Raw genomic sequence first — 25,441 nt, 5'->3', positions numbered from 1 at the left:
CGGGGCGTTACTGGTCCAGGAAGCTGCGCATTTTCCGCGAGCGTGAGGGGTGTTTGAGTTTACGCAGCGCCTTCGCCTCGATCTGGCGGATGCGTTCTCGGGTGACCGAGAACTGCTGGCCGACTTCCTCGAGCGTGTGATCGGTGTTCATGCCGATGCCGAAGCGCATGCGCAGCACGCGTTCCTCACGCGGGGTCAGCGACGCCAGAACGCGCGTGACGGTTTCCTTGAGGTTCGCCTGGATCGCGGCATCGACCGGGATGATCGCGTTCTTGTCCTCGATGAAGTCGCCGAGATGCGAATCCTCCTCGTCGCCGATCGGCGTTTCGAGGCTGATCGGCTCCTTGGCGATCTTCATCACCTTGCGCACCTTCTCCAAGGGCATGGAGAGGCGCTCGGCCATTTCCTCGGGCGTGGGCTCGCGGCCCTGCTCGTGGAGGAACTGGCGGCTGGTGCGGACCAGCTTGTTGATCGTCTCGATCATGTGGACCGGGATGCGGATCGTGCGGGCCTGGTCGGCGATCGAGCGGGTAATAGCCTGGCGGATCCACCAGGTCGCATAGGTGCTGAACTTGTAGCCGCGGCGATACTCGAACTTGTCGACCGCCTTCATCAGGCCGATATTGCCCTCCTGGATGAGATCCAGGAACTGCAGACCGCGGTTCGTGTATTTCTTGGCGATCGAGATCACGAGACGCAGGTTGGCCTCGACCATTTCCTTCTTGGCGATACGCGCCTCGCGCTCGCCCTTCTGGACCATGTTGACGAGGCGGCGGAACTCGACGAGGGCCATGCCGGTCTGCTGCGTGATGTCGGCGATCTCGGCGCGGATGCGCTCGACCGCGTCGCTCTCGTTGGCGACGAACGCGGTCCACTTCTTGTCGACCTTGTTGACCGTCGCCAGCCAGTTCTCGTCGATCTCGTGACCGATATAGCGATCGAGGAAGTCCTTGCGCGGCACCTTGTGGCGCTCGGCGAGGCGCAGCATCTGGCCGCCCAAAGCGGTGAGGCGGCGGTTATAGGCATAGAGCTGATCGACGAGATATTCGATCTTGGCGTTGTGGAACTGGACGCTCTCGACCTCCGCCGTGAGTTCCTCGCGCAGCTTCTGGTATTTGCGCTCGTCGGCGGCCGAGAATTCGCCACCGATGCCCATCGCGTCGACGCGGCTCTGCTGGATCTTGCTGAACTTCTTGTAGAGCGCGGTGATGCTGGCGAAACGCTCGAGCGCGATCGGTTTCAGCTGCTCTTCCATCTGCGCGAGGCTGAGGGTGTTGTCCTCCTCCTCGTCGTCGGACGCACGGGGGCCGCGGCGTTCGCCGTCACCCTCCTCGTCCTCGTCGACCGACGGCTCTTCGGGCTCGGCCTCTTCCTTGAACGAGGGGCCGGCGTTCTTTTCGCTGATCTCGCCGTCGTCGGCTTCGGCGTCGTCGGCCATGGCTTCCGGCGCGGGGTCCTTCGACAGCATCGCGTCGAGATCCATGATCTCGCGCAGCTGCATCGTGCCCTCGTTGAGCGCGGTCGACCAGTCGATGATCGCGTTGAAGGTGATCGGCGATTCGCACAGGCCGAGGATCATGGTGTCGCGACCCGCCTCGATCCGCTTGGCGATGGCGATCTCGCCCTCGCGGCTGAGCAGCTCGACCGCGCCCATCTCGCGCAGGTACATGCGGACCGGATCGTCGGTGCGATCGATCGTCTCTTTCTTCTTCTCGATCGCGGGGCCCGCGTCGGCATCCGCGTCGGCGGCCTCCGGCTCGTCCTCGTCGTCCTTGGCGGGCTCGGTCTCGCCGTCCTCGCCGGCTTCGTCGTTCTCGACGATGTTGATGCCCATCTCGCTCAGCGCGGCGCTGATGTCCTCGATCTGGTCGGACGACATCTCGCCCTGCGGCAGCGCTTCGTTGAGCTGCTCATAGGTGATGTAGCCGCGCTTCTTGGCGCGCGCGATGACCTTCTTGATCGACGCATCGTTCATGTCGATCAGCGGCGCATCGCCGGTGTCGTTCGTCTCGGCGGGTTCCGCCATGTTCGCCTTAGCCATCAATCGCCCTCGGTACCCAACGCTCGGGCGTCTTCGTTCGACTGTACAAGATTTGCAAGTCGGACTTCCAACGCCTGTTTCTCTCTTACCATAGCCACTTGTCGTTCGAACGCCTCTTCGGTGAAGTGCGTCTGCATCGCCGCGGTCGCCTGTTTCAGCGCCGCATCGACCTCGGGACGGGCGACCATGATCGCGATCGCCTCGTCGAGGTCGGCGCGGACGCGGTCGGGATCGGCCGTGGTCTGCGTGAACGAGTAGGGCATCGTATCGGCTCGCAACAGATCACTCGCGACTGAATTGAAACCGGACCTCGCCAATATGGTGAGAAGTCGCCCGCTATCAAGCTTCTGGTCCTCAAGTGCAACATCCACGACCGCCTCGAACAGCCGACCTAGTGCGCCGTCGATCATTTGTAGCGAGCCCAGCACCTCCATGTGGCGGGCGATTTCAACGGGATGGCGGATCAGCCCGGCGAGCACTGCCTTGGCGAGCACGCGGTCGATTCCGGTGGCGAGAAACGCCTTCGCATCCTCGGTGACGGGGGCGAGGGGGGGCTTCCAGCCGCCTTTGGGGCGTTCGCCGCGGGGGACGAAGGGCGCGCGGACGGGTTTGAAGTGCTTGTAGAAGCGGTCCTTGAACTCGGACTGGTATTCCTGCTTCACCGATGCGTCGGCGATCCCTTCGGCAAGCTCGTGCAGGCGGCGCTTGAGGCCGGCGCGCTGTTCGGGGGTGTCGAGTGCCTCGGCGGCGACTTCGGACGCCCAGAGGCGCTCGACGAGCGGTTCGGGTTTTTGCAGCAGCGCCTCGAACGCCCCGGGGCCGCCCGAGCGGACGAGATCGTCGGGATCCTGGCCTTGCGGGAGCGTCACGAAGGCGAGGCTGCGGCCGGGGGCGAGCAGGGGGAGTGCGCGGTGGGCGGCGCGGAGGGCGGCCTTCTGGCCTGCGCTGTCGCCGTCGAAGCAGAGCAACGGCACGTCGACCATCCGCCACAGCCGCTCGAGCTGCGCTTCGGTGAGCGCGGTGCCGAGCGGGGCGACCGCTTCGCCGAACCCGGCCTGGGCGAGGGCTATGACGTCCATATAGCCTTCGACCACGAGGACGCGGCCGGATTTGCGCGAGGCGGGGGCGGCCTTGTCCAGATTATAGAGCGTGCGGCCCTTGTCGAAGAGCGGCGTGTCGGGGGAGTTGAGATATTTGGGCTCGCCGCCGTCGAGCACGCGCCCGCCGAACGCGATCGTCCGGCCGCGCGGATCGCGGATCGGGATCATCAGTCGGCCGCGGAACCGGTCGTACGGGTCCTTGCCCTCGACGTTGATGAGCATGCCGGACTCGACCAGCAGCTGGTCGCCGTAGGTTTTCAGCGCGGTCTTGAGCTTGCCGCGGCTGTCGGGGGCGAACCCCATGCCGAACGCGCGGGCGGTGTCGGGCGTGATGCCGCGGCGGTCTAGCAGGGCGCGGGCGTCGGCGCCGGGGAGGCCGTTGAGTTGTTCGGTGAACCAGTCGGCGGCGTCAGACATGACCTCGTGCAGGCCCTTGGCGCGTTCGGCCTTGGCGGCGGACTGGCGGTCCATCGCGGGCATGTCCATCCCGGCCGCCTGGGCGAGTTCCTTGACCGCATCCATGAACGGCAGGCCGCGCTGGTCGGTCATCCACTTGATCGCGTCGCCGTGGGCGGAGCAGCCGAAGCAGTGGTAGAAGCCCTTGTCGTCGTTGACGTAGAACGACGGCGTCTTCTCGTTATGGAACGGGCAGCAGCCCTTATGCTCGCGCCCGGCCTTGGTGAGCTTGGTGGTCTTGCCGACCAGCGCCGACAGCGATGTGCGGCCGCGCAGCTCGTCCAGAAATTGCGGGGTCAGGGCCATGCGCGCGAGTATAGCTCGGTATCACTTTCAGGGTGATACCTGCAATCCGAAGAGGAGAAGAAACAGGGTTTGTTCGCGCGGAGGCGCGGAGGCGCGGAGGCGCGGAGGTGGTGCGTTCGGGACTAATGCTGCGCGTCAGCGCTATTGTCGATCCTACAGGGCCGCTGCGCGGCGATAGTAGTGCACGCCCGCTCCCGGCGAGCGCAACACCTCTGCGCCTCCGCGCCTCCGCGCGAACACAATCTTCTTACGAGAGCGCGGCCTTCACCAGGCCGCTCGCCTTGCTCATGTCGAGTTCACTCGCGTGGCGCGATTTCAGTTCGGCCATTACGCGGCCCATGTCCTTCATGCCGGTCGCGCCAAGCTCGTCCTTGATCTTCAGGATCGCAGCCGTCGTTTCCGCCTCGTTCATCTGCGCGGGGAGGAAGCGTTCGATCACCGCGACCTCGGCCGACTCCGCATCGGCGAGCTCCTGGCGGCCGCCCTTGCTGAACATCTCGATCGACTCGCGACGCTGCTTCACCATCTTCTGCAAAACTTCGACCACCAGCGCGTCGTCGCTGTCGGGGGCCTTGCCGTCTCTGGACTGGGGCGCGCGCGCCTCGATGTCGCGGTTCTTGATCGCGGCCTGGATCAACGAGATAGCGTTGCGGCTCTGCTTGTCGCCGGCCTTCATGGCGGTCAGCTGCGCAGCCTTGATGTCGTCGCGAATCATGTACTGGTCTTTCAGGCGGTTCGGGATAGCCCGACGGGATAGCGCGTCCGCCGCCCGTTTAACAGATTGACGCTGCGGCACGCCGGCCTTAGCGGACACCACTTAGCGACATCGTCAACGTAAAGAGAGTGCCCAGCCTGATGGCCGACGCCCAGCCTACACCCATGTCTTCGGCAAAGCCTGCCGGCGCCACCGGCGTGCTCGTCCTCGCCAATGGCGACGTGATCTGGGGTCGCGGGTTCGGCGCAGAGGGCAGTGCGGTCGGCGAAGTGTGTTTCCACACCGCGATGACCGGCTATCAGGAAGTGCTGACCGATCCGTCGTTCGCCGGGCAGATGATCTGCTTCACGTTTCCGCATATTGGAAACGTCGGCGCGAACCCCGACGATATCGAGGCGGACGATCCGCATGCGCTGGGCATCATCGTCCGCGAGGACGTGACCGAGCCGTCGAGTTTCCGCGCCGTCGAGGGGCTCGATGGCTGGATGAAGCGCCATGCGCGGATCGGCCTGTCGGGCATCGACACGCGCGCGCTGACGCGCCGGATCCGCGTGGCCGGTGCGCCCAACGGCGTCATCGCGCACGCGGCGAACGGCGAGTTCGACGTGGCCGCGCTGCTGGCGATGGCGCAGGCCTGGCCGGGGCTGGAGGGCATGGACCTCGCCAAGCAGGTCTCGACCGAGATGCATTATGGCTGGGGCGACCAGGCGCCGGGCGGCACCTGGCGGCTGGGCTTCGGCTACGGCGAGTCGTCTGCCGCCGGGCAGGCAAGCGAGACCGCGAGTGCGGCCCGCCCGCATGTCGTCGCGATCGATTACGGGTCTAAGCGCAACATCTTCCGCAACCTCGTCGAGGCCGGCGCGAACGTGTCCGTCGTCCCCGCCACCGCCAGCTTCGAGCAGGTGATGGCGCTCGCGCCCGACGGCATCTTCCTGTCGAACGGCCCCGGCGATCCCGCCGCGACCGGGGAATATGCGGTGCCGGTGATCCGCCAGCTGCTGGAGACGGGCAAGCCGCTGTTCGGCATCTGTCTGGGCCACCAGCTGCTCGGCCTCGCGGTCGGCGCGACCACGACCAAGATGTTCCAGGGCCACCGCGGCGCCAACCATCCGGTCAAGCGGCTGAGCGACGGCGCGGTCGAGATCACCAGCATGAACCACGGCTTCGCGGTCGAGCGCGACAGCCTGCCGGCCAACGTCCGCGAGACTCATGTGTCGCTGTTCGACGGGTCGAATGCGGGGCTGGAGCTGACCGACAAGCCGGCATTCTCGGTGCAGTATCATCCCGAAGCTAGCCCGGGACCGCAGGATAGCTTGTACCTCTTCGAGCGGTTTGTAACTGCTCTTCGGCCTACCGAAGGAAACTGAGCGATGGCAACGGTCCGCGCACTTAAGATCTATCAGCCTGAGCGATCTTCCAAGCAAAGTGACGCGGACGCATCGATCATTCTGTTAGACTTTGAAGGCGAGAAATTCGTTCAAATCGATAGCTACGGGTCGAAGGATCGTAAGCTTGTTGGCAAGCGATCTCAAAGCTTGCGGCTTTCCAAAGAAGCCTTTGAGCAACTTGTGAAACTCGGGACCGCGCACTTCGCGCAAGGACAATAATGCCAAAACGCACCGACATCTCCTCGATCCTCGTCATCGGCGCAGGACCCATCGTCATCGGCCAGGCGTGCGAGTTCGATTATTCGGGCACGCAGGCGATCAAGGCGTTGAAGGAGGAGGGCTATCGCATCGTCCTCGTCAATTCGAACCCCGCCACGATCATGACCGATCCCGAGCTGGCCGACGCGACCTATGTCGAGCCGATCACCCCCGCGATCGTCGCCAAGATCATCGAGAAGGAGCGTCCTGACGCGATCCTGCCGACGATGGGCGGCCAGACCGCGCTGAACACCGCGCTCGCGCTGTTCCATGACGGTACGCTCGAGAAGTTCGGCGTGACGATGATCGGGGCGGATGCCGATGCGATCGACATGGCGGAGGACCGGCTGAAGTTCCGCGACGCGATGGACCGGATTGGCCTCGAAAGCGCGCGCTCGGTGATCGCACATACTGTCGAAGAAGCGTTGGAAGGCCTTGAGAAGACGGGTCTTCCGTCGATCATCCGGCCGAGCTTCACGATGGGGGGCTCTGGCGGCGGCATCGCGTATAACCGCGAGGAGTTCATCGCGATCGTCCGCAACGGGCTCGATTTGTCGCCGACCACCGAAGTGCTGATCGAGGAATCGCTGCTCGGCTGGAAAGAATATGAGATGGAGGTGGTGCGCGATCGCAACGACAACGCGATCATCATCTGCTCGATCGAGAATGTCGATCCGATGGGCGTCCATACCGGCGACTCGATCACGGTCGCGCCGGCGCTGACGCTGACCGACAAGGAATACCAGATCATGCGCAACGCATCGATCGCGGTGTTGCGCGAAATCGGTGTCGAAACAGGCGGTTCGAACGTACAGTTCGCAGTCAATCCGAAGGACGGCCGGCTGATCGTCATCGAGATGAACCCGCGTGTCTCGCGCTCGTCCGCGCTGGCATCGAAGGCGACGGGCTTCCCGATCGCCAAGGTCGCGGCCAAGCTCGCGGTCGGCTACACGCTCGACGAGATCGAGAACGACATTACGGGGGCTACGCCCGCGAGCTTCGAGCCGACGATCGATTACGTCGTAACCAAGATTCCCCGCTTCGCGTTCGAGAAGTTCAAGGGCGCGTCGAGCACGCTGGGCACCGCGATGAAGTCGGTCGGCGAGGTCATGGCGATCGGCCGCAATATCCATGAATCGATGCAGAAGGCGTTGCGCGGGCTCGAGACGGGCTTGAGCGGCTTCAACCAGGTCGATCATCTGGTCGGCGCGCCGCGTGCGGAGATCGAGGCGGCGCTGGCGATTGCGACGCCGGACCGGCTGCTGGTCGCGGCGCAGGCGCTGCGTGAGGGCTTCACCGTCGCCGAGGTGCACGCGATCGCCAAATACGATCCGTGGTTCCTCGAGCGGATCGCCGAGATCATCGCGGCCGAGGCCGAGGTGATGAAGGACGGCCTACCGATCGACGCGACGGGCATGCGTCGTCTGAAGAGCATGGGGTTCAGCGACAAGCGGCTCGCGTGGCTGGCGCTGCAATCGGTCAATCTGCGGGGCATGAACCGCGGGATCGCGCGCAGCTCGGGGCTGATCCACGAGGTCGTCAAGGCGATGACCGGCGGCGTGACCGAGGACGAGGTGCGCGCCCACCGCGTGAAGCTCGGCGTGCGGCCGGTGTTCAAGCGGATCGATACGTGCGCGGCCGAATTCGATGCCAAGACGCCGTATATGTACTCGACCTATGAGGCGCCGAGCTTCGGCGAGCCCGAGAACGAGTCCGAGCCGACGGACCGCAAGAAGATCGTGATCCTCGGCGGCGGGCCGAACCGGATCGGGCAGGGGATCGAGTTCGATTATTGCTGCTGCCATGCCTGCTTCGCGCTCGCCGATGCGGGCTATGAGACGATCATGGTCAACTGCAACCCGGAGACCGTGTCGACCGATTACGACACGTCGGACCGGCTGTATTTCGAGCCGCTGACCGCGGAGGACGTGCTGGAGATCCTGCATGTCGAGCAGCAGAACGGGACGCTGGTCGGGGTGATCGTGCAGTTCGGTGGGCAGACCCCGCTGAACCTCGCGCGTGCGCTCGAAGCCGCCGGGATTCCGATCCTGGGGACGACGCCGGATGCGATCGATCTGGCGGAGGACCGCGAGCGGTTCGCGGCGCTGATCACCAAGCTCGGGCTGTTGCAGCCCGCCAATGGCCTCGCGCGCAGCCGCGACGAGGCGGTCGCTGCGGCGGAGCGGATCGGCTATCCGGTGCTGATGCGGCCGAGCTATGTGCTCGGCGGGCGGGCGATGGAGATCGTCGATACGCTGGGGCAGCTCGAACATTATATCGCGACCGCGGTGCAGGTGTCGGGCGACTCGCCGGTGTTGATCGACCAGTATCTGCGCGATGCGATCGAGGTCGATGTCGACGCGATCTGCGACGGCACCGATGTCGTCGTTGCGGGGGTGTTGCAGCATATCGAGGAGGCGGGCGTCCATTCGGGCGACAGCGCGTGCTCGATCCCGCCTTATTCGCTGTCGGCGGAGATCATCGCCGAGATCGAGCGGCAGACGGTGGCGCTCGCGCATGCCTTGTCGGTCGTCGGCCTGATGAACATCCAGTTCGCGGTGAAGGACGGGCTGGTCTACCTCATCGAGGTCAATCCGCGCGCGTCGCGCACCGTGCCGCTCGTCGCCAAGGCGATCGGCGCGCCCATCGCCAAGATCGCAGCGCGCGTGATGGCGGGCGAGCAGCTGAAGGACCTGCCCAAGATCGACCGGCATATCGATTATTATGCGGTGAAGGAGGCGGTGTTCCCCTTCAACAAGTTCCCCGGCGTCGATCCGGTCCTGTCACCCGAAATGAAGTCCACCGGCGAAGTCATGGGAATCGATCCCGATTTCACGATCGCGTTCGCCAAGGCACAGCTCGGGGCGGGGACGATCCTGCCGACCAAGGGCAGCGTCTTCGTCAGCGTGAAGGACGGCGACAAGGCGATGATCGTCGAGGCGGTCAAGGCGCTGGTCGACACCGGCTTCTCGATCGTCGCGACCGGCGGCACCGCTGATCACCTCGCGCGCGCGGGGCTTCCGGTGGAGAAGGTCAACAAGGTCGCGCAAGGGCGGCCGCATATCGTCGACCGGATCAAGGACGGCGATATCGCGCTGATCTTCAACACGACGGAAGGGTGGCAGAGCCTGAAGGACTCGCAGCCGATCCGCGCTTCGGCGCTCGGGCAGCGTATTCCGTACTTCACGACCGCACCCGCTTCGCTCGAGGCGGCCAAGGCGATCGCCAAGCTTTCGACGCACAGCCTTGAAGTACGGCCCTTGCAATCCTATTATTCGCAGTCGCACAACTGATCCCGACATGAGCGTGATGTGTGGGCGGTGCTGGTACAGGGCGCCGCGCGGGGAAATGGATTTGGGGACGAGATGATGGCGACCGTCGAAAAGATGCCGATGCTGCAGGAAGGCTATGAGACGCTCAGTGCGGATCTCAAGCGCCTGAAGGCCGAACGTCCGACGATCGTCGACGCGATCGAAGAGGCACGCGCGCATGGCGATCTGAGCGAGAACGCGGAATATCATGCCGCGAAGGAACGCCAGGGCCAAGTCGAGGCATCGATCTCCGACATCGAGGACAAGCTGAGCCGTGCGCAGATCATCGATCCGAAGGACCTGTCGGGCGACAAGGTCGTGTTCGGCGCGACGGTGACGTTGCTCGACGAGAACGACAAGCCGATCAAGTATCAGATCGTCGGCCAGACCGAGGCGAACGCCAAGACCGGCCGCATCTCGTACAACTCGCCGCTGGGCCGCGGGCTAATCGGGCGCAAGCTCGACGAAGAGGTCGAAGTGACGGTGCCCGCCGGCGAGCGCTATTACGTCGTGTCCAAGATTGAGTTCATCTGACCGATATGAAGTTTTTCGAGACGCGGGCGACGGCGATCATCACGATCGTAACGATCATCGTCTCCGCGTTTCTGTTGCTTGCGAACGTGCTGCCTTATTGGGCGATCAACGCCGGTTTCATCCCGTTGCGGATGACCGATCTCGGCATTCCGAGCGAGCATATCTTTGCAATTCCTGCGCTCGCGACGCCGCTGACCGCGACGCTGATCCATGGTGGTTGGGCGCATATTGCGCTGAACCTCGTGATGCTTGTGTATTGCGGGCAGTTCGTCGAGCGCGCTTTGGGGCCGCTTGGGCTCGTCATTCTGTACGTCGTTGGCGCCTATGCGGCGGCGGCGGGGCATTGGGCGTTTGGGCCTGAGTCTACCGCGCCGATGATTGGCGCGAGTGGCGCGATCTCGGCGGTCGTCGGGGCCTATGCGCTGCTGTATGGCGAGCGACGCGCGAAGGCGATCGGGCCGGTGCCTTCGGGGGTCGTCCATGTGGTCTGGCTCGCCGCGGCGTGGATCGGGATCCAGTTACTGATGGGACTCGCCGGGTTCGGCACCTCGGTTGGCGCGAACGGGCCGATTGCGATCGGCGCACATATCGGTGGGTTTCTGGCTGGGCTGGTGTTGGCTCGGCCGCTGCTTCTCTGGCATTACCGGGCGGCTTGAAGCTTCGCTCGGGGGCGGAGTGCGGTCGCTAATTCCAGCCCTCCCGTCATCCTGACTTTCGTCAGGATGACGGGAGGTGGGATGGTCGCGTGTGCTTCGGGCGCACGACGCGGCGTCTTACGCCGCCGTCGTGCCGGTCAGGTTCGGTTCGAGCATGCGGTGGAGATGCACGACGACGAACTTCATCTCGGCATCGTCGACGGTACGCTGCGCTGCGGCACGCCAAGCCTTTTCGGCGCTGGCATAGTCGGGGAACACGCCGACGAATTCGATCGCGTTCAGATCGTTGAAATCGAGGGTGCGGGGGTCGCTGACGCGGCCGCCGAAGACGAGGTGGAGCTTGCTCATGCGATGGCTGTCCTAGGGAGGGGGGTTACCGCCTCCCTAGCGTGTTCAGCGCAGGGTTTGAACCCTAAGGCTCGCGCTCTTTTCAGGCGGCGGGCTTTTGCGAAACGGCCTTCGCACCTGCGGTACCCGCGGTGGTCAGCGCCTTGACGACGCCATCGAGCAGGCCCTTGGCCTGATCGCGGGCATTGGCCTTGGTGAGGCCCAGTTCGCCCAGTTCGGACTGACCGGCAGCCTTGGCCGCTGCGGTCGCGGCGACGAAGGTTTCGCCGATCCGCTTGCCAACCGGTGCCAGCAGTTCCTTTTCGCGGGCCGAGCGCGGCAGCAATGCGCCGGCGAGCACGCCGACGGCCAAGCCGCCGACGAGGATGCCGAGTGGATTGGATTCGAGGCTCTGGACCGTGCGCTTGGCAGTATCGCGCGAGGCGTCCAGTACCTCTGCGGCCTTCTCGCCCGCGTCGTGATAGACCTTCGACGCAGTCTCGCGGACGCTGTCATAGCCTTCGCGAAGGCGGCCTTCGGCTTCCTGGGTGGTGTCGTGGGCGGTGGTCTTGCCGTCGGTCATGGGAATATCCTTTTTCGGTCAGGTCGCGTGTCTCTCAACGCTCGAACTTCAGGGTAACGCGGGTCAGCGGCCGCGCCGGAACAGGCCGACGATCCGGTGGCGCGCCAAGAACAGCCCGGCGACTGCGGCAAGGCCAGCGGTTGGCCCCGGGTTGCGCTTTACCGTGTCGACACTGGCGGTCAGCGCGGCGGTGCCGGCATCGGCGACGTCGCGACTGGCGTTCAGCGCAAGCCGCTTCGGGTTGAGCCGGTCCTGTAGCTGCCCGACGGTCATCATGACGCGCTGGCGGGCGAGGGCCGCTTCGATCTCGGCGGCGGCGACTTTGGCGGATGTCATGATACGGGCTCGCTCTTCGTCTGAAGCTTCGACTTGCCGATCATCGCCAATATGCCCGCCATGACCAGCACGGCGACGACGACGATCGCGGTCGCCCATCCTGGCCCCACCAGCGTCGCCACGGTCAAGATCGCACCGACCAGCAGTGCGATCAGTGCGGCCAGTGCCAACACCCCGGCGATCGCAAAGAACATCGCGGCCGACTTGTAGGCCGTGGCCGTCTCACCGAACTTCGCCTTGTAGACGGCCACTTCGGCCGTCGCGAGGCTGCGCGTCTCGGTCGCCAGCCGGCCGACGATCGACGAGAGACTCTCGTCGTCGCCGACCGCGAAGGTCACGGGATCCGACAACGCGTCAGCCCTTCGGATTGGCATCGACGCCGGACTGCACGAGCCGTGCAATCACGAAGCCGACAGCGGCCGCCGCACCGACCGCGATCGCGGGCGACTTGCGGACGAGCTCGCGTGCGTCGTCGATCAACTCGTCCATGTCCTTCGCCTTCACCTGGTCGGCGAAGCCCGAGACGCTGTCAGCGGCGCTGCGCGCATAGGTGCCATATTGCGCGCCGAGCTTTTCATCGACCTGCCCTGCGGCGTCGGTCAGCAGCTGGGCGATCTGGTCGAGCGCAGTGCCGGCCCGTGCCTTGCCGTCGTCGGCGAACGAGCGTGCCTTGTCGGCAGCCTGTGCGGTGTACTTGGTCGCGCCGTCCTTGATCGCCTGCTTGGTGTCGGTCGTCGACCCCTTGAGCGGGGCAGCGACGTGCGTGTTGCTGTCGGCGGTGAAGTCGCTCTCGCCCATTGGCGTTGCGTCGGTGTCGGCCATGATCGTCCCTTTCGAATTGTTACACTCTCAACACCGGTGCGATGGCACGGTTCCCGGCCGCGGGCGCGATTGCTCGATAAGGCGTCAGGCGGTAGAGGCTGCGCGAACGACCCGGCCCCGGGAAAGATAGGAGCATCGTTACGTGACCGCAATCATCGACCTTCATGCACGCCAGATCCTCGATAGTCGCGGCAATCCGACCGTCGAAGTCGACGTGCTCCTCGAAGACGGAAGCTTCGGCCGGGCGGCGGTGCCATCGGGCGCATCGACCGGCGCACACGAGGCGGTCGAACGGCGCGACGGCGACAAGAGCCGTTGGGGCGGCAAGGGCGTCGACGGCGCGGTCGATGCGGTCAATGACGAGATCACCGACACCGTGCTCGGCATGGACGCGGAGGACCAGTCGGACCTCGACCGCGCGATGATCGAGCTCGACGGCACCGAGAACAAGAGCCGGCTGGGCGCGAACGCGATCCTCGGCGTCAGCTTGGCCGTCGCCAAGGCCGCGGCCGAAGCGCGCGGCCTGCCGCTGTATCGCTATGTCGGTGGCGTGCAGGCGCATCTGCTGCCGGTGCCGATGATGAACATCATCAACGGCGGCGAGCATGCCGACAACCCGATCGATTTCCAGGAATTCATGATTGTGCCGGTCGGCGCGTCGAACATCCTCGAGGCGGTCCGCTGTGGCTCGGAGATCTTCCACACGCTCAAGAAGGGCCTGAGCGAGAAGGGCCTGTCGACCAGCGTCGGCGACGAGGGTGGTTTCGCGCCGAACATCGGCAGCACGACCGAGGCGCTCGACTTCATCATGTCGAGCATCGAGAAGGCCGGCTACAAGCCCGGCGAGGACGTGATGCTCGCGCTCGATTGCGCCGCCACCGAATTCTACAAGAACGGCAAGTACGACATCTCGGGCGAGGGCAAGATCCTCGATAGCGGCGAGATGGCGGAATATCTCGCCGACCTGACGCGTCGCTACCCGATCTTCTCGGTCGAGGACGGCATGGCCGAGGACGATTGGGAGGGCTGGAAGATGCTCACCGACCTGATCGGCGACAAGGTACAGCTCGTCGGCGACGATCTGTTCGTGACCAACCCGAAGCGCCTGAAGCGCGGCATCGAGGGTGGCTATGCCAACTCGCTGCTGGTGAAGGTCAACCAGATCGGCACGCTGACCGAGACGCTCGACGCGGTATCGATGGCGCAGCGCGCGAAGTTCACAGCGGTGATGTCGCATCGCTCGGGCGAGACCGAGGACGCGACGATCGCCGATCTCGCGGTCGCGACCAACTGCGGTCAGATCAAGACGGGCAGCCTCGCGCGGTCGGACCGGTTGGCCAAGTACAACCAGCTGATCCGCATCGAGGAAGAGCTGGGCGACGCCGCACGCTATGCGGGCCGCGACATCCTGATTGGTGGCTGATAGGCTGGAAGTCGGGAGGACGGGCATGGCACGCGTGACAACGAGTTCGAAGCTGCGGAAGACGATGCGCAAGGCCGCGTGGCCGGCGCTGGGGCTGACGCTGATGGCGTTCTTTGGCGCGTATGCCGTGCTCGGGCCGAACGGAATGTTCGCGTACGGCGATTACAAGCGGCAGCTGGCCAAGCGCGAGCAGGATTATGCGGCGCTCGATCGTAAGCGCGAGGTGCTGAAGAACCGGGTGGCGTTGCTGAACCCGGATCATGCGAACCCGGATATGGTCGACGAGATGGTCCGCAGGGAACTGAACGTCGCGCATCCGGACGAGGTTATCGTTCCGCTGGGGAACTGAGTCCCGCCCCGTCATCCTGGACTTGATCGAGGATCCAGAGCCACGGACGTTTTCGTTCGTGGCTCTGGATCCTGACTTTGGTCAGGATGACGGATTGGTGGGGTTAGCGCCCTAGGAACGTGAGCAGGTCGTTGGTGAAACGCTTGCTCTCCGTGACCGTCAGGCCGTGCGGTGCGCCGTCATATTCGACCAGCTGCGAACCCGCGATGCCCTTGGCGGCGGCGCGGCCGGTGGCGTCGATCGGGACGGTCTTGTCGCTCGTCCCGTGCACGATCAGCGTCGGCACGCGGAACGCCGCGAGGTCGGCGCGGAAGTCGGTGTGGCCGAACGAGTCCGCGCATGCCAGCGTCGGCTTCAACCCCGCCTGCATCGCAAGGCCCCAGGCCCAGTCGACGATCTCGTCGCTGACCGGCGAGGTGATGAAACCGACGCCGAAGAACTGCTGGAGGAACGTCTTGAAGAACGCCGGGCGGTCGTCCTCGATTCCTGCGCCGATCCCGGCGAGCGTCTCCGCATCTACGCCGTTGGGGTTGTCGTCGGTCTTGAGCATGTACGGTACGACCGACGCGATCAGCCCGGCGGCGACCACGCCCTTGCCGTCGTAGCGGCTCATGTAGCGCGCAACCTCGCCGCCGCCCATCGAGAAGCCGACCAACGTCGCGTCGTCCGTCACGCCGGTCGCTTCCATCACGTCGGCGAGATCGTCGGTCAGCGTGTCATAGTCATAGCCCGACCAGGGCTGGCCCGACCGGCCGAAGCCGCGGCGGTCATAGGCGATCGCGCGGAAGCCGGCTTCGGCGAGCGCCATTGCCTGCGCGTCCCAGCTGTCGGCGTTGAGCGGCCAGCCGTGGAGCAGCACGACCGGGCGACCACTGCCCCAATCCTTGACGTAGAGGTCGGTACCGTCGCGGGTTTTGATAAAGGGCATGGGGTCTCCAGCGGATCGAGGACGTGCACACTCAACGGCTCGCCGTGATCGCCGTTCCGCGCACTGGCGCAGCGGCGCTTCGGCTGGCAGCATAGCATCCGTATACGAATCGGAACTGGAGACGCGATGCGGATCGGACTTTTGACGACGGCGCTCGGCGCGGTGCTCGCGCTGAGCGCGTGCGGCCCTGCACAGACCGGCGGTAACACGCAGGCGCCGACCGCGCCTGCCGCACCCGCCGCGAAGAGCGACTGGGCCGGGTTCCGCGACGGCTTCATCGAAGGCTGGTTCAAGATCGATCCGGCGAACGCGGTCTATCAGGGCAGGCACGACTATGACGGCGGGCTCGGCGACTGGAGCGCCGCGGGGCTGAAGCGGCAGGCCGACTTCCTGCACAGCGCGATCGACAGGGCGGGGGCGTTCAAGGATCTGAAGCCCGCCGAGGCGTTCGAGCGCGATTACCTGGTGCAGGTCGCCAAGGGAAAGCTGTTCTGGCTTGAGGATGCGGACCAGCCGCATACCAACCCGGCCTGGTACGTCGGCGCGGGGCTCGACCCGAACACGTATATCGCGCGCGACTATGCCGATGCGCCGACGCGGATGAAGGCACTGACCGCGTTCCTGCAGAAGATCCCGGCGGCGACGGGGAACATCAAGGCTAACCTGAAGACGCCGATGCCGCTGAGCTTCGTCAATTACGGCGCGGCGGCGTTTAACGGCTTTGCCGATTATTATGCGGGCGACGCGGTGAAGGCGTTTGCGGGCGTCAAGGATGCGGCGGCGCAGAAGCAGCTGGCCGACGCGGCGCAGGCGGCGGCGAAGGCGATGCACGATCTGGGCGCATGGACCGAGGGCCAGCGCGCGACCGCGACGCAGGGGTTTGCGCTGGGCGCGGACAAGTTCGCGCGGATGGTTTCCGCCACCGAGGGCGTCGATACGCCGCTGGCGCAACTGGAGGCGGCGGGCGTCGCCGATCTCAAGCGCAACCAGGCGGCGCTCGCGCAGGCCTGCGGGATATTCGCCAAGGGCCAGACGATCCCCGCGTGCATGGACAAGATGAACGCGAACAAGCCGGTCGGCGGCCCGGTCGCCGAGGCGCGGCGACAGATCCCGACGCTGCGCAAGTTCGTGATCGATCACGACTTGGTGACGATCCCCGGTACCGAGCAGGCGCTGGTCGAGGAATCGCCGCCCTATAACCGGCAGAACTCGGCGTATATCGATCCGCCCGGGCCGTTCGAGAAGGGCGTGCCGTCGATCTATTACATCTCGCCGCCCGACCCCACCTGGACCAAGGCGGTGCAGGACGCGTTCGTGCCGGGGAAAGACGACCTGTTGTTCACCTCCGTCCACGAGGTGATGCCAGGGCATTTCGTCCAGTTCCTGCATGCGAACCGCTCGCCGTCGCTCTTCGGGCGGTTGTTCGTCGGGTACGCGTTCGCCGAGGGGTGGGCGCATTATGCCGAGGAGATGATGTTCGAGGCGGGGCTCAACGGAGGGGACGCGGAGACGCATGTCGGCCAGATCTCGAACGCGTTGCTGCGTGATTGCCGCTATCTGTCGGCGATCCGGATGCACGCGAAGGGCATGTCGCAGGAGCAGTCGTTCCGGATGTTCGTCGACGAATGCTATCAGGACGAGGGCAATGCGCGGCAGCAGGCGGCGCGGGGGACGTACGATCCGGCGTATCTGAACTACACGATGGGCAAGCTGATGATCCGCAAGTTGCGTAGCGACTGGACCGCGAGCCGGGGCGGGCGGAAGGCGTGGAAGGCGTTCCACGACCAGTTGCTGAGCTATGGCGGGCCGCCGATCCCGTTGGTGCGCAAGGCTATGATGGGGGAGGCGAAGGCGACGGCGGCGTTCTGATTGGGGGGGGGGGGAGAGGGTCTCAACCCTCCCCCCAACTACCACCCCGGCGAAGGCCGGGGCCCAATTGGAGAGGTCACAGTAACGGAGGGCAGCGCTCCGTTACCTCCGTCCCCCAATTGGGCCCCGGCCTTCGCCGGGGTGGCTGGGGAGGAGGAATGCTCTCCTGAACCATGGTCTCCCGCGAAGGCGGGAGCCCAGACTGGGCACCCACCTTCGCGGGTGAACATTCTTCTGTCTAAAGCCTCACCGCGCCTGCGGCGCCGGTTGGACGTCTCGTGTTTCCTCGGTCTGCGGATTGCGGATCGAGGGCCTTAGCCGCGACAGGCTGCAGAGCCCCGCCACCAGCGCCAGCCCGGCGGCGACCAGCGGCGGCGTCGTGCCTGCGCCGACCCCCATCGCCAGCAACGCGGCCACCACGGTCGCGCCGGTCGTCTGGCCGACCAGCCGCACCGTCGACACGAGCCCACCCGCCGCGGCCGCCCGCTCGCGCGGTGCAGACCCGATGATCAGCCGCGCGTTGGGCGCCATGAACATCCCGAACCCCGACCCGCACAGCGCCATCCGCCACGCGATGTCGAAATAGCTGGGCTCCAGCGGCATGTGCGCCAGCAGCAGCAATGCGCAGATCGAGACGCCCATGCCGATCCCGCCGAGAATCCCGGCGGGATAGCGATCCGACAGCCACCCCGAGAGCGGCGCGACCACCATGTTCGCCAGCGGCCAGGGCGCGATCGCCGCGCCGACCTCGGCGGCCGAAAATCCATACGCGTGCGTCAGGCGGAACGGCGTCGACAGCAGCAAAGTCATCTGCGCGATGAACGCCGCGTACGCGCCGATCGCCGACAGCGCGAGGACCGGGCGCGCGAGCAGGTCGATCGGCAGGATCGGGTTCGTCTCGCCCTGTTCGCGGCGCACGAAGAACCAGCCGATCGCCACGCCGGTCGCGACGATTGCGGCCGATACGATCGGGCTGTCGCCGTGCACCGCGCTCTCGGCGCCGCCGATGACGAGCCCGATCATCGCCGCGCACATGACAGCGCCTAGCACGTCGAACGGCGCGTCGCGGCGGCTGGGTTCGGGCAGCGCGCGGCCGAGCACGAGGCTCAAAACCGCGAACGGCACCGCGCTGGCGAACACCCATGGCCAGGGCGCGATGGCGAGCACGAGCCCGCCGAGCGTCGGGGCGAGCGCGGCCGAACTCGACACGATCACCGAATTGATCCCGAGCCCGCGACCGAGTTGTCGGGCGGGATAGATCGACCGGATCAGCGCCGACGAGACGCTGAGCGCCGCCGCAGCGCCCAGCGCCTGCGCAGCGCGGACGACGAGCAGGAACGGCAGGCTCTTTGCGAAGAAACACAGCAACGTCGCGATTGTGAAGACCAGCTGGCCGTATTGATACATCCGCTTCAGACCGATCCGGTCGCCAAGCCCCGAAAACGGCAGCAGCGCCATCGCCAGGATCAACTGGTAGACCGTCACCACCGCGACGACCGCACTGTTGCCGACGTTCAGGTCGTGCGCGATCGTCGGCAGCGCGACGGTGGCGATGCCGCCGTCGATCACCGTGAGCGCGGTGCCGGCCGAGATCGCGGCGATCGCGATGAAGCGCTGCGGCTTGGCGAGGCCGTCCTGCATTTTTCTTCGACTCACTTCGTCACCCCGGACTTGTTCCGGGGACCACCGTGCCGCACACTCTCGGCGATTTGCTATGCGGATCGGTGGACCCCGGAACAAGTCCGGGGTGACGGTAGGGAGTTGTATATGCGTGGTATCTTGTTTGCGACAGCGGCGACCCTGCTTGCGGGGACGGCCGCGACCGCCCAAGTCGCGCCGATGACCAAGACTCCCAATACCGCAGCTACCGCCGCCGATCCGTATATCTGGCTCGAGGACAAGGATGGCGCCAAGCCGCTCGCCTGGGTCGAGGCGGAGAATGCGAAGACCTTGCCGCGGCTCCAGAACGATCCGCGCTACAAGACGTATTACGCCGAGGCGTTGGCGATCGCGTCGGCGAAGGATCGAATCCCGATGCCGAACCAGATGTTCGGGCGGATCTATAATTTCTGGCGCGATGCCGACCACCCGCATGGGCTGTGGCGGTGGACGAGTGCAGCCGACTATGCGAGCGCGACGCCGAAATGGACGACCGCGCTCGATCTCGATGCGCTGGGCAAGGCCGAGGGCAAGCAGTGGGTCTGGAAGGGCTCGACCTGCCTCCTGCCCGAGGAGCGGCTGTGCCTGGTCGCGCTGTCGGAGGGTGGCGAGGACGCAGTGACGTACCGCGAGTTCGACCTGTCGACCGGCGCGTTCGTCGAGGGCGGCTTCATGCTGCCGAAATCGAAGCAGGATGCGACCTGGGCCGACAAGGATACGCTGCTGGTCGCGCGCGACTGGGGGGCGGGGACGACGACGCAATCGGGTTATGCGTTCGTGTTGAAGCAGGTGAAGCGCGGGGCGCCACTGACCGCCGCGACCGAAGTGTATCGCGGGGCGGCGACCGACCAGGGGCCGACCGGCGCCGACGTGCTGACCGACGAGAAGGGCAACCGGCTGGTCGTGATCCAGCGGCGCAAGACGTTCTTCGGCGCGGACAAACTGGTGTGGACGCCAGCGGGCACGCGGCCGCTCGATTTGCCGGATCGGACGTTCCCGTCGGGGATGATCGACGGCCAGGTGATCTTCTCGACCAGCGATCCGTGGGGTAAGATTCCCGAGGGCGCGATCGCGTCGGCGCCGCTTGCCGAGGTCGAGAAGGGCAAGATCGACCCGGTGATTGTCTTCGCGCCAGGGCCGCGCCAGTCGGTCGACGGGATGGGGCTGACCAAGTCGAAGCTGTTGCTGGTGGTGTCGGACAATGTCCGCGGGCGCGCCTCGGTCTTTACGCATGGGGCAGGCGGCTGGACCGCCACGCCGATCGCGCTGCCCGACAATGCCTCGATCGATGTCGCCAGCACGACCGATCGCAGCGACGACGCGTATCTGACGGTGACGGGCTTCCTGACGCCGACCTCCCTCTACGCGCTCGATGCCGCCGCCGGGGCCGCGCCGAAAGCGATCAAGACGCTGCCGCCCAAGTTCGATGCGTCGAACGACGTCGTCGAGCAATTTGAGGCGACCTCGACCGACGGGACGAAGGTGCCGTATTTCGTCGTCCACAAAAAGGGCATCGCGCTCGACGGGACGACGCCGACGATCATGACGGCGTATGGTGGCTTCCAGGTATCGATGACGCCGAGCTATTCGGGGAGCACGGGCAAGCTGTGGCTCGAGCGGGGCGGGTCCTATGTGCTCGCCAACATCCGCGGGGGCGGCGAGTTCGGGCCCAAATGGCATGACGCCGGGCGCAAGACGAAGCGGCAGGTGATCTACGACGACTTCGCCGCCGTCGCGAAGGACCTGTTCGCGCGTAAGCTGACCAGCCCGCAGAAGCTTGGCATCTATGGCGGGTCGAACGGCGGCCTGCTGATGGGGGTCGAGTTCAACCAGCATCCCGATCTCTGGAAGGCGGTGACGATCCAGGTCCCGCTGCTCGACATGATCCGCTACGAGGGGATCGCCGCCGGCGCGTCGTGGGTCGACGAATACGGCTCGGTGACGGTGCCCGCGGAGAAGGCGTTCCTCGAGACGATCTCGCCCTATCAGAACATCAAGAAGGGCGTGGCGTATCCGGAGCCGTATATCTGGACGACGACCAAGGACGACCGCGTCGGGCCGCAGCATGCGCGCAAGTTCGCGGCGCGGCTGAAGGAATATGGCCTGCCGTATCTGTTCTACGAGGATACCGCGGGCGGGCATTCGGGCGATGCGGATATCGAGCAGGGCGCGCGGTTGCAGGCGCTGCAGATGACGTATTTCGCGCAGAAGCTGGTCGGGCCGGCGAAGTAGGGGGGCGGAAGAGGGTATCGTAATCCTCCCCCTTGCGGGGGAGGATCGGTCACAACCTCAGCGGCAGCGGACCTGGTTGTTGCTCTGCTCCACCGCGCGGCCGGCAAGGCCACCCGCGGCCGCGCCCAGCAGCGACCCGACAATCCGCGAACGGCCGCCATCGATGACGTTGCCGAGGATGCCGCCACCCGCTGCACCAATGATCAGCCCGGTCGTGCCGTCGTTGCGCTTGCAGTAATAGCGGCCATCCTGCCCGGCATAGACTCGGTCGTCGGTCGCCAGCGTGCGCTCCTGGTAGTTCGGCCCGGCGCGATAATAGCGCGAAGGATCGTAATTGCCCTCGTCGCGCTCGTCGGGATAGGCGTCCTGATAGTCGCCGCTGCGATCGGGGGCGGTGCGGTAGCCGGTCTGTGGCGCATAGCCGCCGCGATTGCCGCGCACCGACTGGTAGCGATCGAATTCCGTGCGGAAGATCTGCAATTCGCTGTCGAGCCGCGCCTGGGCGGCGGCGAAGCGCGCATCGTCGGCCTGCGACTGCGCGAGCGCCGGCGTGGCAACGGAAAGGCAGGTCGCCGCAATAACCGCAGCCGTGCCGAAGAAACGCTTCATGATCCAAATCCTCGTCAAGGGTTCACATGCAGGGACGGACGGCGACATCATGCCACCGCCCGCCAGTTGCCGACGCACTATACTACGCGCCGGATCGGCTTGCATCAGCGGCAGATCTGCACGCGACGATGGTTGCGCCATTCGGTGCGGCAACGGCGATTGTTGTTCCAGTTGCGACGATCGTTGCCGCGGCCGCGATAACGGCGGTCGTCATGGCGATCGCCACGATGATCGTTGCGGCGGAAATCGCGACGGTCGCCACGGTGGTCGCCGCGATGGTCGTTGCCGCGATACTGCTGGCTATACCCGCGATCGCGCTGCGCCTCGGCAGGAGCGGCGGCGCCGAGGCCGAGCGTCGCAAAGGCCAACCCGGCGGCGATGAGATGCGTAAACTTCATGAGATGTCCTCTCGAACCCGACGATCGGGATGTGCCGCTGATACGGCTATCGAGAGACATCGTTCCTGAACGGCTTTGTCGGCTGCGGTACAGGTTTCCAGCGAATATTGCCGGTTCGCGTCACGATGCCACGGCTTCCGCCATGGCATATCCGGCCGTTTCCTGAGCCAGCCCCTCTCGCGCGGTTCGCGAGCGACTACGGGACTGCGGCGACGAGACGGCGTTGGTGCCGCTCCTCCACGATCGTGAGGAAGCGGGGCGAAACGTTTAATTGTCACCGTGTTGCGCTGGTGGAGCCGAGGGGAATCGAACCCCTGACCTCTGCAGTGCGATTGCAGCGCTCTCCCATCTGAGCTACGGCCCCGCGCGGTCGGCCAAAGGCCATGATCGCGCATTTAGCGGGCCGGTTTCTGGGATGCAACTGGCTTGGTCAGCCGGTTTTTCGGAGCCCGTCGGGGCAGTGTGCCCTCAGCGCGGCCTATGCTTTGATCCCGGTCGGGTACGTCGTCGCAGCGTTGCGTCGTGTCGCCGTCAAGCTACGGCAAATGCAGGAACAATTGACTGGCTGGACGTTTGTTGTCCTCGGAATGTACGGCCCCGCGATCGACTAGAGCGACCGACGAGGCTGGCAGCCGCAGGACAGCAATTAGGAGGCTCCTATGGTCTACGAACGCAATACCCGAGATCGCCAATCGGGCGACTATTACGGTCGGCCAAATTCTCAGGACTATGGTCGTGATTTCCGTTCCGATGGCGGCGATTACGGTCGATCCAGTGCGCGCGATTATGCAGCAGCCGGTGAGTTCGATCGTCACAATGATCGCGGACGTGAGGAGCAGCGTAGTCGCGATCAGTACGGACGCGAACAGAACCGCGATCAGGGAAACCGCGATTATGGCGGTCACAACGATCGTCAGCAGCCATCGGGCGACGACCGCTATGGTCAGTCGCGCTATAGCCAGGGCTCGGGCCAGACTTACGGCCAGCAGGGCTATGGTCGGTCGGACTATGGCCAGCGCAGCCAGAATTCGGGCGATACCGAGTATCACGGCAGCTATGCGTCGGACGGTCGGCGCTTCGAGGACGTGGGGCGCAACCGTCACGCGGACGACGATTATCGTCGCGGGAATGCCGATCGGAACGATGGCAACCGCGGCGGATATGGTCGCCAGCCCCAAGGCTATGATTATGACGATCGTGGGTTCATCGCGCGGGCGGGTGACGAGGTTCGCTCGTGGTTCGGCGACGACGAGGCCGAGCGTCGGCGCGAGGCGGATGCACGGTACGATCAGCCTACCGATCGCCCGTCGGGTGGCCGAACGTCCAATCCTCACGACGACCATTATCATAACTGGCGCAGCACGCAGATCGCCGCGCTCGACCGCGATTATGACGAATATCGGAACGAGAACCGGTCGAAGTTCGAGAACGAGTTCTCGTCGTGGCGCACCGAGCGTCAGGGCCAGCGGAGCTCGCTGTCGCAAGTCGCCGAGCATATGGAAGTCGTCGGCTCCGACGGGAGCCATGTCGGCACCGTCGACAAGGTGAAGGGCGACCGCATCCTGCTGACCAAGAACGACAAGGATGCGGGCGGCGTCCATCACTCGATTCCGTCGCGCTGGATCAAGACCGTCGACGGCAAGGTGACGCTGTCGAAGTCGGCGGACGAAGCCAAGGCGGCGTGGAAGGAAGAAGAGCGCAACTCGGCGATGTTCGACTATGGCGACCGGACTGGGGGCGACAAGAAGGACGCCGGTTCGGCTACTTACGGTGCATCCAGCGGGGCCGGGACCGAGCGCGACCAGGGCACGACGACCACCGGGACGGCTGCGGGCACCACCGGGCAGACGCCGGGGAAGAGCTTTTCGGGCGGCTATTGATCGCGCGATACTGAGGATCGGCGTCTGCTGACGGCGGTCTGACCGAAGCCCGGGCGGAAACGTCCGGGCTTTTTTGCGGGTTGCGCGCGGGGGCGGTTTTGCCATACCCGGTGTACGAAATTCAACGACAGGAGCAAGATTATGGCCCGTGCATGGAGCCTGAAGGCACGTCCGCAAGGCATGCCGAAGCATACCGACTTCGCAATGATCGATCTCGATACGGCCGCGCTCGGCGCCGGCGAGGTGCGGATCGCGAACCGCTGGCTGTCGGTCGATCCGTACATGCGCGGGCGGATGAACGACGTGAAGAGCTATGTCCCGCCGTTCGCGCTGGGCGAGGCGATGCAGGGCGGCGCGGTCGGCGAAGTGGTCGAGAGCAACGACGACGGCATCAAGGTCGGCGACATGGTGCTGCACATGGCGGGCTGGCGCGACGAGGCCGTCGTGCCCGCCGCGCAGGTCCAGAAGCTGCCCGCGCTCGACGTGCCGCCACAGGCGTTTCTGGGGCAGCTCGGCATGCCGGGGATGACCGGCTATTTCGGGCTGCTCGCGGTCGCCGAGGCCAAGGCGGGCGACACGGTGTTCGTGTCCGCGGCGGCGGGTGCGGTCGGGTCGACCGTGGTGCAGGTCGCCAAGGCCAAGGGCATGACGGTGATCGGCTCGGCCGGCGGCGCGGAGAAATGCGCGTGGGTGAAGTCGCTCGGCGCGGATGCGGTGATCGACTACAAGGGCGACGTGCCGGTGGTGAAGGCGCTTGGCCAGGCCGCACCGAAGGGCATCGACGTGTATTTCGACAATGTCGGGGGCGAGCATCTCGACGCCGCGCTGGCGCATGCGAACATGCACGCGCGGTTCGCGGTTTGCGGGATGATCGACGTCTACAACAGCGGTGCGGCGACGCAGCTGAAGTATCTCGCGCGGCTGATCGGCAACCGCATCCAGATCCGCGGCTTCATCGTCAGCGATTTCATGAGCCGCGCCGACGAGTTCTACAAGGACATGGGCGGGATGCTGGCGGCGGGTACGCTGAAGCGGCAGGAGACGGTGCACGAGGGGCTCGAGACGATGCCGGATGCGTTCCTGGGGCTGTTCTCGGGTGGGAATATGGGGAAGATGCTCGTCAAGGTTTGAGTCTGGCGTTCAATCCTCCCCCGCTAGGGGGAGGTGGCGCCGGAGGCGACGGAGGGGGAGGGCACGGAACAGGCGTTTCCCTTACCGCCCCCTCCGTCTGGCAAGTGGCAGCCACCTCCCCCTGGCGGGG

Annotated in this window: 23 protein-coding genes and 1 tRNA gene; 11 read left to right on the top strand and 13 right to left on the bottom strand. The window is 65.5% G+C overall.

The window, feature by feature from the left end; translation table 11 throughout:
* Positions 1 to 7 precede the first annotated feature (7 nt).
* From rpoD to EQZ23_RS04840, 3 genes are all read right to left on the bottom strand, one after another.
* Complete coding sequence (gene rpoD / locus EQZ23_RS04850; RefSeq protein WP_128453266.1) at positions 8 to 2,041, bottom strand: RNA polymerase sigma factor RpoD; 2,034 nt, start codon at positions 2,039 to 2,041, stop codon at positions 8 to 10.
* Positions 2,041 to 3,903, bottom strand: a complete 1,863-nt coding sequence (gene dnaG, locus EQZ23_RS04845) for a DNA primase (RefSeq protein ID WP_128453265.1) — start codon at positions 3,901 to 3,903, stop codon at positions 2,041 to 2,043. Before dnaG ends, rpoD begins: the two co-directional genes overlap by 1 nt.
* A 247-nt stretch (positions 3,904 to 4,150) precedes the next feature.
* The gene (locus tag EQZ23_RS04840; protein ID WP_128453264.1) at positions 4,151 to 4,618 is read right to left on the bottom strand and encodes a GatB/YqeY domain-containing protein; all 468 of its coding nucleotides are present in this window, start codon (positions 4,616 to 4,618) and stop codon (positions 4,151 to 4,153) included.
* Positions 4,619 to 4,758: 140 nt separating this feature from the next.
* Between EQZ23_RS04840 and carA the strand changes: the two genes are divergently transcribed.
* The 5 genes from carA (at position 4,759) to EQZ23_RS04815 (ending at position 10,765) form a co-directional block, all read left to right on the top strand.
* Positions 4,759 to 5,985, top strand: a complete 1,227-nt coding sequence (gene carA / locus EQZ23_RS04835; RefSeq protein ID WP_128453263.1) for a glutamine-hydrolyzing carbamoyl-phosphate synthase small subunit — start codon at positions 4,759 to 4,761, stop codon at positions 5,983 to 5,985.
* A gap of 3 nt (positions 5,986 to 5,988) precedes the next feature.
* Complete coding sequence (locus tag EQZ23_RS04830; RefSeq protein WP_128453262.1) at positions 5,989 to 6,225, top strand: hypothetical protein; 237 nt, start codon at positions 5,989 to 5,991, stop codon at positions 6,223 to 6,225.
* Positions 6,225 to 9,557, top strand: a complete 3,333-nt coding sequence (gene carB / locus EQZ23_RS04825; RefSeq protein ID WP_128453261.1) for a carbamoyl-phosphate synthase large subunit — start codon at positions 6,225 to 6,227, stop codon at positions 9,555 to 9,557. The genes EQZ23_RS04830 and carB overlap by 1 nt, the downstream gene beginning before the upstream one ends.
* A gap of 75 nt (positions 9,558 to 9,632) precedes the next feature.
* Positions 9,633 to 10,109, top strand: coding sequence for a transcription elongation factor GreA (gene greA, locus EQZ23_RS04820; protein ID WP_128453260.1), 477 nt, complete (start codon positions 9,633 to 9,635; stop codon positions 10,107 to 10,109).
* A 5-nt stretch (positions 10,110 to 10,114) separates the two neighbouring features.
* Positions 10,115 to 10,765 (top strand): rhomboid family intramembrane serine protease, encoded by a 651-nt coding sequence (locus EQZ23_RS04815; protein WP_128453259.1) that lies wholly within the window; start codon positions 10,115 to 10,117, stop codon positions 10,763 to 10,765.
* 117 nt (positions 10,766 to 10,882) lie between these two features.
* Here EQZ23_RS04815 and EQZ23_RS04810 read toward each other — a convergent pair whose 3' ends face one another.
* From EQZ23_RS04810 to EQZ23_RS04790, 5 genes are all read right to left on the bottom strand, one after another.
* Positions 10,883 to 11,113 (bottom strand): DUF4170 domain-containing protein, encoded by a 231-nt coding sequence (locus EQZ23_RS04810; protein WP_128453258.1) that lies wholly within the window; start codon positions 11,111 to 11,113, stop codon positions 10,883 to 10,885.
* 82 nt (positions 11,114 to 11,195) lie between these two features.
* Complete coding sequence (locus tag EQZ23_RS04805; protein WP_128453257.1) at positions 11,196 to 11,675, bottom strand: hypothetical protein; 480 nt, start codon at positions 11,673 to 11,675, stop codon at positions 11,196 to 11,198.
* 63 nt (positions 11,676 to 11,738) lie between these two features.
* Positions 11,739 to 12,011: a phosphatase gene (locus EQZ23_RS04800; protein ID WP_128453256.1), complete on the bottom strand. Its 273-nt coding sequence runs from the start codon at positions 12,009 to 12,011 to the stop codon at positions 11,739 to 11,741.
* On the bottom strand, positions 12,008 to 12,361 hold the full coding sequence (locus EQZ23_RS04795) for a phage holin family protein (RefSeq protein ID WP_240663239.1): 354 nt from the start codon (positions 12,359 to 12,361) through the stop codon (positions 12,008 to 12,010). The genes EQZ23_RS04800 and EQZ23_RS04795 overlap by 4 nt, the downstream gene beginning before the upstream one ends.
* Before the next feature lie 4 nt (positions 12,362 to 12,365).
* Positions 12,366 to 12,833, bottom strand: a complete 468-nt coding sequence (locus tag EQZ23_RS04790; RefSeq protein ID WP_128453254.1) for a hypothetical protein — start codon at positions 12,831 to 12,833, stop codon at positions 12,366 to 12,368.
* Between the two features lie 142 nt (positions 12,834 to 12,975).
* Here EQZ23_RS04790 and eno point away from each other — a divergent pair, with 142 nt between their 5' ends.
* Positions 12,976 to 14,256, top strand: a complete 1,281-nt coding sequence (eno, locus tag EQZ23_RS04785) for a phosphopyruvate hydratase (RefSeq protein ID WP_128453253.1) — start codon at positions 12,976 to 12,978, stop codon at positions 14,254 to 14,256.
* A 25-nt stretch (positions 14,257 to 14,281) separates the two neighbouring features.
* The gene (locus EQZ23_RS04780) at positions 14,282 to 14,605 is read left to right on the top strand and encodes a septum formation initiator family protein (protein WP_240663237.1); all 324 of its coding nucleotides are present in this window, start codon (positions 14,282 to 14,284) and stop codon (positions 14,603 to 14,605) included.
* Positions 14,606 to 14,708: 103 nt separating this feature from the next.
* On the opposite strand, the gene EQZ23_RS04775 is transcribed toward EQZ23_RS04780, so the two are convergent.
* Positions 14,709 to 15,533: an alpha/beta hydrolase gene (locus EQZ23_RS04775; RefSeq protein WP_128453252.1), complete on the bottom strand. Its 825-nt coding sequence runs from the start codon at positions 15,531 to 15,533 to the stop codon at positions 14,709 to 14,711.
* Positions 15,534 to 15,659: 126 nt separating this feature from the next.
* On the opposite strand from EQZ23_RS04775, the gene EQZ23_RS04770 reads away from it, so the two are divergent.
* The gene (locus tag EQZ23_RS04770; protein WP_128453251.1) at positions 15,660 to 17,402 is read left to right on the top strand and encodes a DUF885 domain-containing protein; all 1,743 of its coding nucleotides are present in this window, start codon (positions 15,660 to 15,662) and stop codon (positions 17,400 to 17,402) included.
* Between the two features lie 246 nt (positions 17,403 to 17,648).
* Here EQZ23_RS04770 and EQZ23_RS04765 read toward each other — a convergent pair whose 3' ends face one another.
* On the bottom strand, positions 17,649 to 19,043 hold the full coding sequence (locus EQZ23_RS04765) for an MFS transporter (RefSeq protein ID WP_128453603.1): 1,395 nt from the start codon (positions 19,041 to 19,043) through the stop codon (positions 17,649 to 17,651).
* 126 nt (positions 19,044 to 19,169) lie between these two features.
* Here EQZ23_RS04765 and EQZ23_RS04760 point away from each other — a divergent pair, with 126 nt between their 5' ends.
* Complete coding sequence (locus EQZ23_RS04760; protein WP_206364162.1) at positions 19,170 to 21,293, top strand: prolyl oligopeptidase family serine peptidase; 2,124 nt, start codon at positions 19,170 to 19,172, stop codon at positions 21,291 to 21,293.
* Between the two features lie 57 nt (positions 21,294 to 21,350).
* Here EQZ23_RS04760 and EQZ23_RS04755 read toward each other — a convergent pair whose 3' ends face one another.
* The 3 genes from EQZ23_RS04755 to EQZ23_RS04745 form a co-directional block, all read right to left on the bottom strand.
* A complete protein-coding gene (locus EQZ23_RS04755; protein ID WP_128453249.1) occupies positions 21,351 to 21,902 on the bottom strand; it encodes a glycine zipper 2TM domain-containing protein in 552 nt (183 codons plus the stop codon).
* Between the two features lie 104 nt (positions 21,903 to 22,006).
* Positions 22,007 to 22,300 (bottom strand): hypothetical protein, encoded by a 294-nt coding sequence (locus tag EQZ23_RS04750; protein WP_128453248.1) that lies wholly within the window; start codon positions 22,298 to 22,300, stop codon positions 22,007 to 22,009.
* 288 nt (positions 22,301 to 22,588) lie between these two features.
* A tRNA-Ala gene (locus EQZ23_RS04745) sits at positions 22,589 to 22,664 on the bottom strand.
* A 295-nt stretch (positions 22,665 to 22,959) separates the two neighbouring features.
* Between EQZ23_RS04745 and EQZ23_RS04740 the strand changes: the two genes are divergently transcribed.
* Both EQZ23_RS04740 and EQZ23_RS04735 read left to right on the top strand, forming a co-directional pair.
* A complete protein-coding gene (locus EQZ23_RS04740; RefSeq protein WP_128453247.1) occupies positions 22,960 to 24,180 on the top strand; it encodes a DUF2171 domain-containing protein in 1,221 nt (406 codons plus the stop codon).
* 141 nt (positions 24,181 to 24,321) lie between these two features.
* Complete coding sequence (locus EQZ23_RS04735) at positions 24,322 to 25,311, top strand: NADP-dependent oxidoreductase (RefSeq protein ID WP_128453246.1); 990 nt, start codon at positions 24,322 to 24,324, stop codon at positions 25,309 to 25,311.
* Positions 25,312 to 25,441: the final 130 nt, after the last annotated feature.

The sequence above is a fragment of the Sphingomonas sp. UV9 genome, assembly GCF_004101245.1.
In the GTDB taxonomy this organism is placed as follows: Bacteria; Pseudomonadota; Alphaproteobacteria; order Sphingomonadales; family Sphingomonadaceae; genus Sphingomonas.
The sequence above is the reverse complement of the archived record's forward strand: the minus strand, read 5'-3'. Positions and strand labels throughout refer to the sequence as shown.

Excerpts from the sequence above, each read along its gene's own strand:
- rpoD (WP_128453266.1), bottom strand. The coding sequence starts at position 2,041 with ATGGCTAAGGCGAACATGGCGGAACCCGCCGAGACGAACGACACCGGC.
- dnaG (WP_128453265.1), bottom strand. The coding sequence starts at position 3,903 with ATGGCCCTGACCCCGCAATTTCTGGACGAGCTGCGCGGCCGCACATCG.
- EQZ23_RS04840 (WP_128453264.1), bottom strand. The coding sequence starts at position 4,618 with ATGATTCGCGACGACATCAAGGCTGCGCAGCTGACCGCCATGAAGGCC.
- carA (WP_128453263.1), top strand. The coding sequence starts at position 4,759 with ATGGCCGACGCCCAGCCTACACCCATGTCTTCGGCAAAGCCTGCCGGC.
- EQZ23_RS04830 (WP_128453262.1), top strand. The coding sequence starts at position 5,989 with ATGGCAACGGTCCGCGCACTTAAGATCTATCAGCCTGAGCGATCTTCC.
- carB (WP_128453261.1), top strand. The coding sequence starts at position 6,225 with ATGCCAAAACGCACCGACATCTCCTCGATCCTCGTCATCGGCGCAGGA.
- greA (WP_128453260.1), top strand. The coding sequence starts at position 9,633 with ATGGCGACCGTCGAAAAGATGCCGATGCTGCAGGAAGGCTATGAGACG.
- EQZ23_RS04815 (WP_128453259.1), top strand. The coding sequence starts at position 10,115 with ATGAAGTTTTTCGAGACGCGGGCGACGGCGATCATCACGATCGTAACG.
- EQZ23_RS04810 (WP_128453258.1), bottom strand. The coding sequence starts at position 11,113 with ATGAGCAAGCTCCACCTCGTCTTCGGCGGCCGCGTCAGCGACCCCCGC.
- EQZ23_RS04805 (WP_128453257.1), bottom strand. The coding sequence starts at position 11,675 with ATGACCGACGGCAAGACCACCGCCCACGACACCACCCAGGAAGCCGAA.
- EQZ23_RS04800 (WP_128453256.1), bottom strand. The coding sequence starts at position 12,011 with ATGACATCCGCCAAAGTCGCCGCCGCCGAGATCGAAGCGGCCCTCGCC.
- EQZ23_RS04790 (WP_128453254.1), bottom strand. The coding sequence starts at position 12,833 with ATGGCCGACACCGACGCAACGCCAATGGGCGAGAGCGACTTCACCGCC.
- EQZ23_RS04780 (WP_240663237.1), top strand. The coding sequence starts at position 14,282 with ATGGCACGCGTGACAACGAGTTCGAAGCTGCGGAAGACGATGCGCAAG.
- EQZ23_RS04775 (WP_128453252.1), bottom strand. The coding sequence starts at position 15,533 with ATGCCCTTTATCAAAACCCGCGACGGTACCGACCTCTACGTCAAGGAT.
- EQZ23_RS04770 (WP_128453251.1), top strand. The coding sequence starts at position 15,660 with ATGCGGATCGGACTTTTGACGACGGCGCTCGGCGCGGTGCTCGCGCTG.
- EQZ23_RS04765 (WP_128453603.1), bottom strand. The coding sequence starts at position 19,043 with ATGCAGGACGGCCTCGCCAAGCCGCAGCGCTTCATCGCGATCGCCGCG.
- EQZ23_RS04760 (WP_206364162.1), top strand. The coding sequence starts at position 19,170 with ATGCGTGGTATCTTGTTTGCGACAGCGGCGACCCTGCTTGCGGGGACG.
- EQZ23_RS04755 (WP_128453249.1), bottom strand. The coding sequence starts at position 21,902 with ATGAAGCGTTTCTTCGGCACGGCTGCGGTTATTGCGGCGACCTGCCTT.
- EQZ23_RS04750 (WP_128453248.1), bottom strand. The coding sequence starts at position 22,300 with ATGAAGTTTACGCATCTCATCGCCGCCGGGTTGGCCTTTGCGACGCTC.
- EQZ23_RS04740 (WP_128453247.1), top strand. The coding sequence starts at position 22,960 with ATGGTCTACGAACGCAATACCCGAGATCGCCAATCGGGCGACTATTAC.
- EQZ23_RS04735 (WP_128453246.1), top strand. The coding sequence starts at position 24,322 with ATGGCCCGTGCATGGAGCCTGAAGGCACGTCCGCAAGGCATGCCGAAG.